Origin of the sequence: Parablautia muri (genome assembly GCF_009917485.1) — a bacterium.
Lineage (GTDB): Bacteria > Bacillota > Clostridia > Lachnospirales > Lachnospiraceae > Suilimivivens > Suilimivivens muri.
Genome location: NZ_QZDT01000022.1, coordinates 35,669 through 49,147, shown reverse-complemented (window position 1 = coordinate 49,147; position 13,479 = coordinate 35,669). Strand labels below are relative to the sequence as shown.

The following is a 13,479-nucleotide window of genomic DNA, read 5'->3' as shown; positions in this document are numbered from 1 at the left end:
TAGTGCACCTTCCTCTTTTCTATAAGAGCTGGTATTATAATGCCTTAATTCTGTCAACTGCCTCCACCGTATTTTCATAGCTTCCAAAAGCAGTCAGCCTGAAATAGGTTTCTCCGCTTGGCCCAAAGCCTGAGCCAGGGGTGCCCACCACATTCGCCTTTTCAAGCAGATAATCAAAAAATTCCCAACTGGTCATGCCATTAGGCGCTTTCAGCCAGATATACGGTGCATTCACACCGCCTGATACTGTGTAGCCAGCGCTCTTTAAGCCCTCCAAAATATATTTTGCGTTATTCATGTAATAGGCCACCTGCTGCTTTAGCTGTGCTTTTCCATCTTCTGAGTAAACCGCTTCACCGGCACGCTGTACGATATATGGAGCTCCGTTGTATTTGGTTCCGTGTCTCCTTGCCCATAAGGAATGAAGGGTAACCTCGCCGCATTTTAAATCCTTGGGGATTACAGTAAAGCCCAGACGCACTCCCGTGAAGCCGGCATTTTTAGAGAAGGAACGCAGCTCAATCGCGCAGCTTCTAGCTCCTTCACACTCATAGATTGTATGTGGTACATCTTCCTCTGAAATGTATGCTTCGTAAGCTGCATCATAAATGATAACAGCCCCCACCTTGTTTGCGTAATCCACCCACTCCTGAAGCTGGGATTTCGTTATGGTAGAGCCTGTAGGATTGTTGGGGAAACACAGATAAATCAAATCCGGTGCTTCCTTAGGAAGCTCTGGGGCAAAATGATTCTCTGCTACACAGGGCATATAAATCACATCACTCCATACTTCTTTGGCGCTGTCATATACGCCGGTTCTTCCTGCCATCACATTGGTGTCCACATATACAGGATAAACAGGGTCGCAGACGGCAATCTTATTATCCCCGCTGAAAATCTCCTGGATGTTTCCTGCATCACATTTTGCCCCATCTGATACAAATATTTCATCAGCGGCGATTTCACATCCCCTTGCCTTGTAGTCATTGTCGGCAATCGCCTTGCGCAGGAACTCATAACCTAAATCCGGCGCATATCCTTTAAAGGTTTCTGCCTGCGCCATCTCATCTACCGCTCCGTGAAGGGCCTTGATGATAGCAGGCGCTAAAGGCTGTGTCACATCGCCTATACCCAGACGGATAATTTTCTTATCGGGATTTTGTGCCGCATAGGCATTCACCTTTTTCCCAATGGTTGAAAACAGATAGCTTCCGGGAAGCTTTAAATAATTGTCGTTGATTTTAAACATTTTCTCCTCCTTTATCCAATCAATCTATCCTTCATGCCGCTGCTTTACAGCTGCAAAAAACTGTGCGAGAATGTCCGTATTTTTGAGGGCTTAGAAATCATCCTCACGCCATCTAAAAAATTTCACCTTCAAAAACAGTGACCGCGGGCCCTGTCATATAAATCAGATTTTCTTTTCTATCCCACTGAATCTGCAAAGTACCGCCTAACAGTTTAACAGCAACCTGCTCCTTCGTCAATCCATTTAATATACAGGCCACTGAAACAGCGCAGGCGCCGGTGCCGCAGGCCAGGGTTTCTCCAGTACCTCTCTCCCAGACCCGCATCTGTACATTTTCCCTGTCCAATACCTTTACAAATTCCGTATTGGTTCTGTTGGGAAAGCGCACATGGTTTTCAAAAAGAGGGCCTATCTTCTCAAGAGGAAGCTGTGATACCTCGTCCATAAAAATAACGGCATGGGGATTTCCCATTGACACACATGTCATTTGGTATATTTTTTCATCCACCTCGATCCGCTCTCCGATTACCTCCTCTCCATCAGCAATCACCGGAATTTCTGAAGCTTTTAATATGGGCGATCCCATATTAACCCTGACGGATCCTATCAAGCCATTTTCCGGAAATAAAGTGAGATACTTGGTTTTTCCACAGCTGACCACGCTGATTTCAGTTTTGTTCGTCAGCCCTTTATCGTAGACATATTTCCCTACGCAGCGAATCCCATTTCCGCACATTTCAGCCCGCGAGCCGTCCATGTTATACATCTCCATCTCAAAATCGGCTTCCCGGGAGGGATTGATGAAAATAACCCCGTCTCCTCCAATGCCAAAGTGCCTGTCGCTGAGCCGCCTTACGATTTCAGGCTTTTTTTCATCAAGTATCTTTTCTTTGTCACCATTTACATAAATATAATCGTTACCGCAGCCATGCATTTTTGTAAATTTCATCTATTTCCTCATTTCCGCGCTGCTCTTGCACATGACAAAGTTTGTGAATGCAGCGCCGACACAAACTTTTGGGAAAGAAAGATTTATCCTTCCAGCTAAATCAGCATACCACACTTTTCCCAATGCATATATTGCTTTATTTGGGATGAACAATGCAAAAAATGCTTTCTTAATTTTTTCTAATTTAATCGAACCTCATGTGTGACCAGATATCTATCCTGGGAAAGCTCCTCTATCTTCAAATTCATTCCACATACCGATGCGGAAATTACAGTCATGGCATCATCCATATATCCCTGACGATAGGTTTCTTCCTGATAAGCCACATACAATTCCTGGGCCAGCTGTGCACCTTCTACCACATTGTAAAATTCATAGCTGCCTTGGCCGTTCTCCACAATTTGGTCATAGCAGTTTTCATAGTAATCAGACAGACTATGCAAAACCTCCTCCTGACTGATGCCAATATCCTCAATATCTTTTAAATCCTTTAACGCTTCCTGTTCCCCGCCACTTTGCGCTTGTAAATCTTCTGGCTGGTCAGGCTCCCGATAAATTTGTCCATTACATGGGGGAAGGTATACAGACAATTCCTTTCTCACATGGGTACCAGCATAATCCTGGTCGGTTTTATTAAAATAGGCATAGTTTCCGCCCTCCGTGTCCGTATCATCCCAGGTGGTATCCACATTGTAATATCCGTCCTCTAGCTCCACAATATTCCATGCATGGTTTTCCCCTGCATATCCGGTACAGTAATAGCATGGTATGCCAAGCTGCTGTAACAAGTATTGGTATGCCCTGGCATATCCTGCGCAAACAGTCTGCCCGTTTACCAATGCGCTATAAGCGCTCTGGTTCATTTCTGCCCCCATATTATAAGTAATTCGCTCTATCAGCGCATCATGAATGTACTTTTCCTTCTCATAATCACTTTGAAGGCCGTTTGCGCCTGACAAGACTGAATTTGCATTCTCGTTAAAAACAGCTTTGGCCTCTTCCAGCTCCAGCGCGGTCCGGTTAAAGCGCAAATCAATTTCCACACACTGTCCATCTCTTTTGTATTTACAAAAATACGCCGTATCCAGCCAGAAAAGCTCCGGATGATCGTTATACACTGCCTGGAAAACCGTTCTAAGCTGCGCAGCGGATATGTCCTCTACCGGCGCAAACATTTGATTTAAATCATTGGCGTTTGCATAAATCTGCCGGTAAAGATGCTTTCCCTTTTCATCCAACATAGCATAGTAAGGATAATAAACAGCGTCAAATATAAGGCCATCACCAGTGTTACCCACCCCCAGCTGGGTTTGCAAAAGGTCAGCAACCTCATCTTCAACCTGTTCCCGTTCATCCTGCACTTCCTGATAGCCATTTTTGCCAGCCACGTTCTCCGGCACAGACAGCTCCGATTCTTCCGGCGGAATATAATCCTTGACGATGTCCTCTGCAAGCCCTTCTTCCTTTGCCGGCATATCCAAATCCTCGTCCATGCCAAGTGCACCATCCGTTCCCTGCTCATTATCTACGCCTGAATCAACAGCGTATATCGTACTGAACTCATTTGAACCATCTGCACCGATTCTATTCAAATCTTCCGCTTCATTTTCATCTGCATATAAAAAATTGGCTACTGCCTTTGTGACGTCCGGACGAAAAGCGCACAGAATTATAAAGCCACATAGCAAAGCAAATAATATTAAAAGTAAAATACTCAAACTTTTTAAAAATTTCATTTTAATCCCTCTTGCTTCCGGCAGCTCACAAATTGGGCGTTGGCACAAATTTGTTGTGTGAAAAATTTCCGGAATTTTATTTCTGTTTTTACACTGCTCCCATGATTCCGCTGCGCAGAATCACAAATTCATGCAGAGAATGCCCGTATTTTCCTTTGCACGGATTTGTTCATACAATGAAAATAGTCCTCCGTTTTGGAAGACTATTTTTCCCGTTCCTCTTTCACCACAGTTCATTCTCCAAAATCCACTTTAGCACTGAGGAACTGTTTTGGATGATGAATTAACTTTACCGCTGCACACGGGCGCCTGCGCCGCCCATGATTGCCTCAACCTCTTTCTTGCTGGCCATAGTAGTATCACCAGGCGTAGTCATAGCAAGGGCTCCGTGAGCCGCCCCATAATTAACTGCCAGTTCTGCGTTTTCCGTGGTCATTAATCCGTAAATAAGGCCTGATGCAAAAGAGTCACCACCGCCCACACGATCCAGAATTTCCAAACCTTTATAGTCCTTCGCCTTGTAAATCTCTCCATCCGCCCAGCAGATTGCGCTCCAGTCATTAACGGTAGCCGTCTTTACCTCCCGCAAGGTGGTTGCCACAGCCTTAAAATTCGGATAAGTTTCTGCTGCATGATTAATCATTTTCTTATATCCGTCCAGGTTCAGCTCTTTTAAATTCTCATCATTTCCTTCTATTTCGAAGCCAAGACATGCCGTGAAATCTTCCTCGTTGCCAATCATTACATCCACATACTTGGCAATTTCCTTGTTAACCTCCTGAGCTTTGCCCTGCCCGCCAATTGCGCTCCACATGGAAGGACGATAATTCAGGTCATAGGATACCACTGTTCCGTATTTCTTAGCTGTCTTAATAGCCGCAATCACTGTCTCGCAAGCCTGCTCCGACAAAGCCGCATAAATTCCGCCCGTATGCAGCCAGCGTACGCCCAGCTCGCCAAAAATAGAATCAAAATCAAAGTCCTCAGGCGTTGCCTTGGAGATTGCAGTGTTTGCCCTGTCAGAGCAACCTACGGCCCCTCGTATACCAAAGCCTCTCTCCGTAAAATTCAAACCATTCCTGCAAATTCTCCCGATGCCATCTGTTTTCATCCATTTAATCAAGGAGGTATCTACTCCTCCCTGAAGGATAAAATCTTCCATCAGCATTCCGATTTCATTATCTGCAAACGCAGTAATAACACCGGTCTTCATTCCAAAACAACGTCTTAATCCGCGAACCACATTGTACTCTCCGCCGCCTTCCCATGCGCGGAAAGACCTGGCCGTGCGGATTCTGCCCTCTCCCGGGTCTAACCTGAGCATAACCTCTCCCAATGACACTGCATCAAATTTACAGTTCTCTGGCGCTCTTAAATTTAAATTCATTTTTATACCTCCTGCATATCACAAGCTTACCATACTGCCTTCATAAATCCCATACCTATACCCCTGCATATCGCAAGCTATGCTTGCGACACCGCACCGATTCATATTTCTCCTTATACTATATACTATCTTCACAGACATAAAGAGCCTTTATAATTTAGCTACGGATGCTTTTAGCAAGCTCTGCCGCTTCTTTTGTCAGCTGGCAAATCTTTGCAAAATCGCCTGCCTTAATCAAATCTCCCTTCACCATCCAGCTTCCGCCACAGCACAAAATCTTCGAAAAATCCAGATAATCTTTCAGGTTCTTTGCACTGATTCCGCCGGTGGGCATAAATTTCACCATCGTGTAAGGAGCCGCCATAGCCTTAATCATCGCGATTCCGCCTGCCTGCTCTGCCGGGAAAAATTTCACTACCTTAAGCCCACGCTTTACAGCCTGTGCAACCTCTGAGGGCGTCACGCAACCAGGAAAAACAGGAATACCTTTTTCCAGACAGTAGTCAACAATTTCTCCGTCAAAGCCTGGGCTTACAATAAATTTCGCGCCTGCGTTTGCCGCACGGTCTACCTGCTCCTTGGTCAAAACAGTACCTGCGCCTACCAGCATATCCGGATATTTTCCGCTCATCAGGCGAATGGATTCCTCCGCTGCCTCTGTACGGAACGTCACTTCTGCGCAAGGCAGACCGCCGTCAATCAATGCTTCTGCCAGAGGGAGCGCATCCTTTGCATCATCCAGGACCACTACAGGGACTACCCCCAATTCATAAAAACGTTCTTCAATTGTTTTCATTTCAATATCCTTTCTTTATTATTTTTATACTATAATCAAAGCCCAAATTTTTCATACTGTCAAGAACTAATTATGAGCAGCAAGGTAAATCATGTTACACAGAGCGGCCCTTAGGCCATGAATCGAAATGTTACGGCCAGTCAAAGCGTGTTTGAAAACATTAATATCTATAATAGGGTCTGCCTCCACAGCAAAGTCCCCCGCCTCCACAGCATAGGTTACAAAGCAGATTAGCAATGCATAATTTCAAGCAAAGCCCATTGCCTCCCATATAAGGCTGTCCGTAAGTATATTGTCTCTGCCGGTACCAGCTGTCCCCATTTTCAAATTGGTAAACCAATGCACTGTAATCCCGATTACCCGGCTCCATTGCCTGGGCTCTCCTTGCATGTTCCAGAGCCGATACCTGATTCCCCAGCCCTGCATGTGCCAGTGCACTATAGTAATACCATCTGGCGCTGCGGGCGCTTTCCCCCATACCGTCAAGCACATTTCTGGCTTCTTTATAATAACCATTCCTTACATAATTGCCTGCTGCCCTAAGATGATTATCTTCTTCATAGCCGGTTCCCATGCCGCCATAAGCGCCCCCGAAATCGCCAAAACCTCCAAAGTCGCCAAAACCGCCATAGCCACCTGCATTTCCATAAGATCCCCCTGATGCATTTTGCTGGTAACTATACCCTTTCGTCCGTTCCTTCATAATCTGCTGGTATGCCTGCTGTATTTCTTTAAATTTATCTTCTGCTTCTTCCTTGTGCGGATTATTGATGTTAGCATCAGGATGATATTTCCTGCTAAGCGTCTTATATGCTTTTTTTATTTCTTCCTCTGTAGCATTTCTGGAAATACCCAGAACTTCATATGGATCACGCATTTTTTACTCCCTGTCTGCCATCCGCTTTACTTCCTTCTCGTTTCTGCCTTACCATCTCATATCTATACCATATGCCGGAATAAAGAATATTTCGCAGAATCTCTACATTATCAATCAGCGGAAGCTTCTCAAACTCCTTACAGCACTCCGCCATAATCATCGTGAGGATTGTTTTCGTTTCCTCCTCGAAATCCGGATCATTGAATTTTTTGGCAAAAGGATTGTATCTGTTCAGTTTCATATCCTCCTCAATGTCCTCGTAGGCATCCAGCAGATAAATAAACTTTCCCAGGTAAAATCCCATGACCTTCAGGTTATCATGCCATTCATCCTCCCATATAGCCATAATCTCTCCCATAATCCTCCCAAAGGTTCCTGCCATCCGGTCAATATCTTGATTTTTCTTCTTTTCCTGTACAGATAGCTCGCGCATCAGATTGTCAATTCTTCTCGCCTTGTCCCCATATACGGCATTGATTTTCCGGCAGCCGCCCTTAAGCAGCTTTCCATATGCAAGACGGGTCAGCTTTTTTTCATCCTCCCAATCATCCTTACATTTATAGCTGGTAAACAATATATTCATGTCTGCCCCATAGGAACAAAATATGTTATCCCTGACTGTATGCTTTTCAAAGGGATGGGCAATACACTTCATTTCGCTTACCTTTGTCTCCGGCTCATACAGACTGCTGAGCAGCATCACCAGAAACGTCATATCGTAAGTGAGACTGAGCTGTCCCAGCTTCCCATATTGTCTGTGCAATGCCTGGCAAAGTCCACAATAGTAAGAATGATAAATATCAAACTCCTTGAACTTCATATCCCCCTTATTGATAATAATATATCCGAACATGATTTTCTCCTGTTTGAATTTATTTTAGCTTCTTTTGATGAAGGTCTGGCCACACTTAGGGCATCTGATTTCAATTTTGCCCTTACCTCTTGGAATCCTGATCTTTTGCCTGCAGGAAGGGCATTTATAAATGTGATGCGTCCTGCGCTGGCTCATGTCGCGCCTAAAGGCTGCGAAGCGCTGTTTTGCCTTGTATTCATATCGCATATAAGCGCTGTTTTCCTCCCGGCGCTTATAGATATTTTTAGACAACATCCTGAAATAGGCATATATAATCAGCCCTATGCCAATTACATAAAAAGGTCTAATGCCAAACAATGATATGCCAAAACACACCAGCGATAAAATCATCAGGAAACGATTTAACTGGTCACTGCCGTATCTTCCCTGCATAAAGCGATAAAATTTTTCCCTCAATATAGTACCCTTGCCTTTCGGTTTTTCGTTCTTTCTCAATCCTACTTCTTTCTTTGCCATAAATCAATAAACGCAATATTAAGGAATCTAAAGAATTTCTAAAAGAGCATCCGGCTTCATAAACCGGCTTTCGAACAAAAAGAGCAGGCAATGCCTGCTCCTGAAGTTTTCCGTAACACAAAAATGCCGCATTAGGATATTTCATTTCTATATCCCTGCATATCGCAGGCTATACTTGCGATACAGCCACCGATAAAGAGTTTGGAAGTAAACTTCCAAACTTTCACTAATCCTCAATATCCTGATCTGCTGCCACCGCTGACACCACAGAGGATACTACGGATACAATAACTGCAATAATAATAATGAGCAAACCGCCGCCTAATAATACAAATTCCATCTTTATACCTCCTCTATACAATAGTTAAAGCCTATTGTCATGTATCACAAGCTGCACTTGCGATACTACGCTATTAGACAACCTGAAAGTTTACTTCCAGGCTTCCCCTCATACATATGCTTACATCAACAAAACTATTGTACTAAATAAGCAGTAAATTTTCAACCATAAAATAGATCAGACAGGGAAATCAATTATTCCGCCATTTCATCTATCCATATCGGCTCTATATACCTTCCATCCCGGCTCAATGCAAAATGTAAATGCGGACCGGTACTTTTTCCGCTGTTTCCCACAGTTGCAATCTGTTCTCCCTGTTTCACCTCCTGTCCATCCTGCGCCAAAATTTCACCGCAGTTAGCATAATAAGTCATCTCTCCGTTTTCATGCAGAAGAATTACATAATTTCCGCAGTTGTCATCCCATCCTGTCTCAAATACTGTCCCATCCTCCGCTGCATTCACAGATGTTCCTTCTTCCGCTGCAAAGTCAACACCGCTGTGGAAAAGCTTCTCCTGTGTAACCGGGTGTTCACGATAGCCATAATCATTTGATATACTGATAACTTCTACCGGAACGTGATAGCCTGTTATCTGCCCAGGTTCCTTATCCTGCCTTAATAAAACTTCATAGCTATCTATAACCCCAGCATAATATGTATGCTCAGTTACATCATCCTTTTCCGGGGTATCTTCTCCAGAGTCACTTGTAAAATATTCATGAGTTGTTATCTCCATGCTCTCTGATGGAATATCCTCATAAAATATCTGCTCCGCCGGCAGCAAATCAATTGTCCCGGCTTCGTCCCCTGCCAGATTTTCTTCTTCATACCCTTTTTGCGGCGTCTCCTTTTCTTCCACAGATACTTGCAGTTTCCACCGTCCGTCCACTAAAAGCAGGGCAGCCGCAGCAGCAATCACAACAGATATAACTGCCATCACCCAAGGTTTTACTGCTTTTTGCTTCACCACATTTTCAATTCTTGTTTTCACGCTGTTTTCCCCAAACGCAATCGGGCAGCCTGGTTTCCGGCAGCGCTCCTGCTCCCGCAAAAAGAGCAAAAGGGTATGGGCATAGGCTTTTTTGTTTTCATATCCTATCCTTTTCAATACGGCTTCATCACAGGCAGTCTCCATATCCTGCTCCATAAAGTAAAAGGCAAGCCACACAAGAGGATTGAACCAATGGATGCACAAAGCCAGATAAGCCGCTGGCTTAATCAGGTAGTCCTTACGCAAAATATGTATCTTTTCGTGCTCCATCACCATTTTTTGCTGGTCTCCCGTAAGATTTGCCGGCAGGTAAATAGCAGGTTTTATCCATCCCGCCACAAAAGGTTCCCTTATTTCTTCTGAAATAATAACAGGCGGATATCCATACTGATCTTTACAGCCTTTTAACTTCAACATCCATCTGCCGTAATTGACTGTACCATATAGAACAAAAGCTGCACATCCGGCCAGCCATAAAATACTCGCTCCAAACCATATCATCCCCCTGTCAGGTTTCACTCCTTCTTTCTCCTTAAAGAGAGTTGTATTCCTATTTACTTCTATTGGTTTCTTATTTATTTCCTCTTTCCCCGTATCGGTTTCTGTTTCACCATTCCCTTCTCCTGCCGCCTCGCTTATCTGCCAGGATCCCTCCACCTGTTTTCCTTCATCGTTCCATGTATCCATCGCCAAACCGGCTCCTGCTTCCATCAGTCGGGCATAAGGAATAACGCCCCAGTCCATCTCCACAGAAACAGGGCAGAGTAGCCGGATAAAAACGACTATCCACAAAAAATAGGAAAATATTCTGGGCGCATGCTTTAATAAAAGCCGTAAAAACATAACTACAAGGATGACGAAGGACGCGGTCATACTCATATTCAAAATATGTATAAAAATTCCTGTCATCCCTTCATGCCTCCTTCCAAATAATCTTCCCTGTACTCATCAATCCATTTTTCCATTTCTCCCACTTCTTCCGCCGAAAGCTTCCTTCCATTGCAAAAGGCTGTTAAAAATCTGGGCAGAGAACCTGAAAATACATCCTCCACATATTTCCTGCTCTGGACACCATAAAATTCTTCCCTGCTCATTTTAGCGCTCACCACCGCATTTTCATTTTGAAATATACCTTTTTCACACATTTTTTTGAGTACGGTGTAGGTGGTTGATTTCTTCCAGTTCATTTTACTTTCACATACTTTCACCAATTCCGATGAGGTAAGAGGTTCCCTCTCCCAAATAATTTCCGCAAATTTCATTTCCGCTTCTCCCAGCTTGTAATTTCCCATATAAATCCCCCATGCTGCCAGTTCCTGCAAATTTGGGCGTTGGCACAAATTTGTCTGTGAAAAATTTATTTTTCACACACAGTAATCCTCCCTATTACCAATTCCTCACACGAACAGACGTTGGTACAAACTCCTTGGTCTATCCTTAATAGACCTCTTTCTTTTTTAGTCTATATTAAATAGACCATCATGTCAAGAGAAATGCAAAAAATGTATATTTTATAAATTTACTTATCAAATCAACCAATAGCAAAAACATAAAATATTGATAATTAAATTAGCTTTACACGCTCCGTGCAATCCGTTATAATAAAACTGCATCAGGTATTCATCTTACGGAATTAGATAGGAACAAAGAATAAAACAACCACATTCATTTCGTTGTAGGAGGAAATCACCATGTGGAAGCAAAGAATTTTAATCACAACAATCATAGGCATTTTCTTTGCCTCAATTATGGCACTGCCGGTATCTGCTCACGGCGGACATCACCACAAACAGCGCAGACAAAAAGAGTCTGTCACCTGTCAGGTATGCACAGTTGAAGACTGCGCTGCAGCAGGAAGACATACACATAGTGGCATAACATACTGTGGATATGCGCATGAAAATGGGATATGCGATGGTTCCTGCGCTGCATTGTGCAGTGATGCCAATTGCACCATTTCCGGAAGGCACACCCACAGCGGTGTAACTTATTGCGGATATGACCATGAAACCGGTTTTTGTAATGGTTCCTGTTCCGCTCTTTGCGTAAGTGGGGATTGTACTGTTTCCGGAAGGCATACCCATAACGGTGTTACCTACTGTGGATATCATCACGAAAGTGGGTTTTGCGATAATTCCTGTACCACCGGGAATCACCACTGTTAAGAACCAACCGGCATATTTTCTGCATGTTCCTTACAAATAAGAAATTATAAAAAATCATATTTAACCAGCGTCAGCCCACAGGCTGGCGCTGTAGGACCTGCCATTTGACGGTCTTTCGCTTCTAAAATTGTCTTCACACTTTCCGGTCTGCCATTCCCCCGTCCTATTTCCATCAGCGTTCCGGCTATAATTCTTACCATATTATAAAGAAAACCGCTGCCACATACTCTGATAACAATTTCATCGGCCTCCTTTTCTACCGTTAGCTCATAGATTGTTCTGACTGTGGATTCAACCACTGCGCCAACCGCACAAAAGCTCTTAAAATCATGCTCACCTTCAAGATAAACTGCCGCCTGCCGCATTTTTTTTACATCCAATGGAACATATGTAAAATAGGCATATAATCTTTTGGTAGGAATAGGAAAATGTGCGTTTAGTATCCGGTATTCATAAGTTTTACGGCTGCTGCAGTGTCTCGGATGGAAAGTAGTTTCCACTTCTTCAGAGCTTTGGATTCTGACATCCTCCGGCAGTCTCTGATTCAAGGCATATGAAATCTTTTCCGCCGGAATACGGGTGTCTGTATCAAATACCGCCACGTTGCACAGAGCATGCACACCGGAATCCGTTCTGCTCGCTCCAATCACTTGAATTTCTTTCTGCAGCAGCGCGCTCAACGCACTGTTTAATTCTCCCTCTATGGTACGCCTTCCAGGCTGAAGCTGCCAGCCATGATAAGCCGTACCGTCATAAGCCACCACAAGTTTTACTCTTTTCATACTCCCCCACGCCGCCGCATAAAGCATTGCCATTTCTCACCACAAAATCTTTCCACACACCACGCACAAAACCAGATAGCAAAGGACCGCGCCATATGCCAGTCTGTCTCTCATTTTATAAATAAGCGGCTTCATTTTAGTGCGGTGCTCACCACCTCTATAGCACCTAGATTCCATTGCCATTGCCAGATCATTTGCCCTGCGAAATGCTGAAATAAACAAAGGTACAAGCAAAGGTACAAGACTCTTTGCCTTTTTTATCAGATTTCCGCTTTCGAAATCAGCCCCCCGGGCCATCTGCGCCTTCATAATCTTATCTGTTTCTTCCAATAAAATAGGGATAAAACGCAAAGCAATGGACATCATCATTGCAATCTCATGAACAGGCACCTTAAGCACTCTCAAAGGTCCCAGCAGCTTTTCCATACCGTCTGTCAGCTGATTAGGCGTTGTGGTTAGAGTCATCACAGATGAACCCATAAGGAGAAACACAAGACGCACAGCCATAAATACCGCCTGCCTTATACCCTCTTTGGTAATCTGCAGCTTCCAGAAGGATACCACCACTTCCCCCGGCGTCAGAAACAGATTAAAAATCAGCGCTATAATCAGCAGGAATAAAATCGATTTCATTCCTCTGACCATAAATTTGACAGGAACCTTGGACAGCTTAATAACCAGCGCCAAAAAAAGGCCGGCCAGTATATAACCCACAATATTATCTACAACAAAAAGCGAAATGATATAACAGACAGTGGTTACCAGCTTAACCCTGGGGTCAAGCCTGTGTATAATGGAATCCGTCTGATAGTATTGTCCCAGCGTAATATCTCTTAACATTCTAATCTCCTATGCTTCTGGCAGCCAGCAAATTCT

The 13,479-nt window shown here is 43.9% G+C and carries 13 protein-coding genes; 1 reads left to right on the top strand and 12 read right to left on the bottom strand.

Annotated elements, in window-relative coordinates; translation table 11 throughout:
- Positions 1 to 34: 34 nt before the first annotated feature.
- From D5281_RS13805 to D5281_RS13760, 10 genes are all read right to left on the bottom strand, one after another.
- On the bottom strand, positions 35 to 1,249 hold the full coding sequence (locus D5281_RS13805; protein WP_160560732.1) for an LL-diaminopimelate aminotransferase: 1,215 nt from the start codon (positions 1,247 to 1,249) through the stop codon (positions 35 to 37).
- A 112-nt stretch (positions 1,250 to 1,361) separates the two neighbouring features.
- Positions 1,362 to 2,198, bottom strand: a complete 837-nt coding sequence (gene dapF, locus D5281_RS13800) for a diaminopimelate epimerase (RefSeq protein WP_160560731.1) — start codon at positions 2,196 to 2,198, stop codon at positions 1,362 to 1,364.
- 179 nt (positions 2,199 to 2,377) lie between these two features.
- Positions 2,378 to 3,934 carry a transglutaminase domain-containing protein gene (locus tag D5281_RS13795; RefSeq protein WP_160560730.1) on the bottom strand — a complete coding sequence of 519 codons (1,557 nt, stop codon included), beginning with the start codon at positions 3,932 to 3,934 and terminating at the stop codon, positions 2,378 to 2,380.
- A gap of 289 nt (positions 3,935 to 4,223) precedes the next feature.
- Positions 4,224 to 5,321, bottom strand: a complete 1,098-nt coding sequence (locus D5281_RS13790) for a sugar kinase (RefSeq protein WP_160560729.1) — start codon at positions 5,319 to 5,321, stop codon at positions 4,224 to 4,226.
- Between the two features lie 157 nt (positions 5,322 to 5,478).
- The gene (locus tag D5281_RS13785; protein ID WP_160560728.1) at positions 5,479 to 6,117 is read right to left on the bottom strand and encodes a bifunctional 4-hydroxy-2-oxoglutarate aldolase/2-dehydro-3-deoxy-phosphogluconate aldolase; all 639 of its coding nucleotides are present in this window, start codon (positions 6,115 to 6,117) and stop codon (positions 5,479 to 5,481) included.
- A 160-nt stretch (positions 6,118 to 6,277) separates the two neighbouring features.
- Positions 6,278 to 6,994, bottom strand: coding sequence for a DnaJ domain-containing protein (locus D5281_RS13780; protein WP_160560727.1), 717 nt, complete (start codon positions 6,992 to 6,994; stop codon positions 6,278 to 6,280).
- The gene (locus D5281_RS13775; protein ID WP_160560726.1) at positions 6,987 to 7,847 is read right to left on the bottom strand and encodes a DUF5685 family protein; all 861 of its coding nucleotides are present in this window, start codon (positions 7,845 to 7,847) and stop codon (positions 6,987 to 6,989) included. The genes D5281_RS13780 and D5281_RS13775 overlap by 8 nt, the downstream gene beginning before the upstream one ends.
- 24 nt (positions 7,848 to 7,871) lie before the next feature.
- Positions 7,872 to 8,324, bottom strand: coding sequence for a zinc ribbon domain-containing protein (locus D5281_RS13770; RefSeq protein WP_277935366.1), 453 nt, complete (start codon positions 8,322 to 8,324; stop codon positions 7,872 to 7,874).
- 534 nt (positions 8,325 to 8,858) lie between these two features.
- Entirely contained in the window at positions 8,859 to 10,565 is a 1,707-nt protein-coding gene (locus D5281_RS13765) for a M56 family metallopeptidase (RefSeq protein ID WP_160560725.1), read from the bottom strand.
- Positions 10,562 to 10,948: a BlaI/MecI/CopY family transcriptional regulator gene (locus D5281_RS13760; protein WP_160560724.1), complete on the bottom strand. Its 387-nt coding sequence runs from the start codon at positions 10,946 to 10,948 to the stop codon at positions 10,562 to 10,564. Before D5281_RS13760 ends, D5281_RS13765 begins: the two co-directional genes overlap by 4 nt.
- Positions 10,949 to 11,347: 399 nt before the next feature.
- Between D5281_RS13760 and D5281_RS13755 the strand changes: the two genes are divergently transcribed.
- Positions 11,348 to 11,821 (top strand): hypothetical protein, encoded by a 474-nt coding sequence (locus D5281_RS13755; protein ID WP_160560723.1) that lies wholly within the window; start codon positions 11,348 to 11,350, stop codon positions 11,819 to 11,821.
- 44 nt (positions 11,822 to 11,865) lie between these two features.
- Here the strand turns inward: D5281_RS13755 and truA are convergent, their stop codons facing one another.
- Both truA and D5281_RS13745 read right to left on the bottom strand, forming a co-directional pair.
- Positions 11,866 to 12,603 carry a tRNA pseudouridine(38-40) synthase TruA gene (gene truA, locus D5281_RS13750; RefSeq protein WP_160560722.1) on the bottom strand — a complete coding sequence of 246 codons (738 nt, stop codon included), beginning with the start codon at positions 12,601 to 12,603 and terminating at the stop codon, positions 11,866 to 11,868.
- Between the two features lie 36 nt (positions 12,604 to 12,639).
- Complete coding sequence (locus D5281_RS13745) at positions 12,640 to 13,443, bottom strand: energy-coupling factor transporter transmembrane component T family protein (protein ID WP_160560721.1); 804 nt, start codon at positions 13,441 to 13,443, stop codon at positions 12,640 to 12,642.
- Between the last annotated feature and the right edge of the window lie 36 nt (positions 13,444 to 13,479).

What these genes read in the sequence shown, in the direction of transcription:
- D5281_RS13805 (WP_160560732.1), bottom strand. Translation starts at nt 1,249, where the DNA reads ATGTTTAAAATCAACGACAATTATTTAAAGCTTCCCGGAAGCTATCTG.
- dapF (WP_160560731.1), bottom strand. Translation starts at nt 2,198, where the DNA reads ATGAAATTTACAAAAATGCATGGCTGCGGTAACGATTATATTTATGTA.
- D5281_RS13795 (WP_160560730.1), bottom strand. Translation starts at nt 3,934, where the DNA reads ATGAAATTTTTAAAAAGTTTGAGTATTTTACTTTTAATATTATTTGCT.
- D5281_RS13790 (WP_160560729.1), bottom strand. Translation starts at nt 5,321, where the DNA reads ATGAATTTAAATTTAAGAGCGCCAGAGAACTGTAAATTTGATGCAGTG.
- D5281_RS13785 (WP_160560728.1), bottom strand. Translation starts at nt 6,117, where the DNA reads ATGAAAACAATTGAAGAACGTTTTTATGAATTGGGGGTAGTCCCTGTA.
- D5281_RS13780 (WP_160560727.1), bottom strand. Translation starts at nt 6,994, where the DNA reads ATGCGTGATCCATATGAAGTTCTGGGTATTTCCAGAAATGCTACAGAG.
- D5281_RS13775 (WP_160560726.1), bottom strand. Translation starts at nt 7,847, where the DNA reads ATGTTCGGATATATTATTATCAATAAGGGGGATATGAAGTTCAAGGAG.
- D5281_RS13770 (WP_277935366.1), bottom strand. Translation starts at nt 8,324, where the DNA reads ATGGCAAAGAAAGAAGTAGGATTGAGAAAGAACGAAAAACCGAAAGGC.
- D5281_RS13765 (WP_160560725.1), bottom strand. Translation starts at nt 10,565, where the DNA reads ATGACAGGAATTTTTATACATATTTTGAATATGAGTATGACCGCGTCC.
- D5281_RS13760 (WP_160560724.1), bottom strand. Translation starts at nt 10,948, where the DNA reads ATGGGAAATTACAAGCTGGGAGAAGCGGAAATGAAATTTGCGGAAATT.
- D5281_RS13755 (WP_160560723.1), top strand. Translation starts at nt 11,348, where the DNA reads ATGTGGAAGCAAAGAATTTTAATCACAACAATCATAGGCATTTTCTTT.
- truA (WP_160560722.1), bottom strand. Translation starts at nt 12,603, where the DNA reads ATGAAAAGAGTAAAACTTGTGGTGGCTTATGACGGTACGGCTTATCAT.
- D5281_RS13745 (WP_160560721.1), bottom strand. Translation starts at nt 13,443, where the DNA reads ATGTTAAGAGATATTACGCTGGGACAATACTATCAGACGGATTCCATT.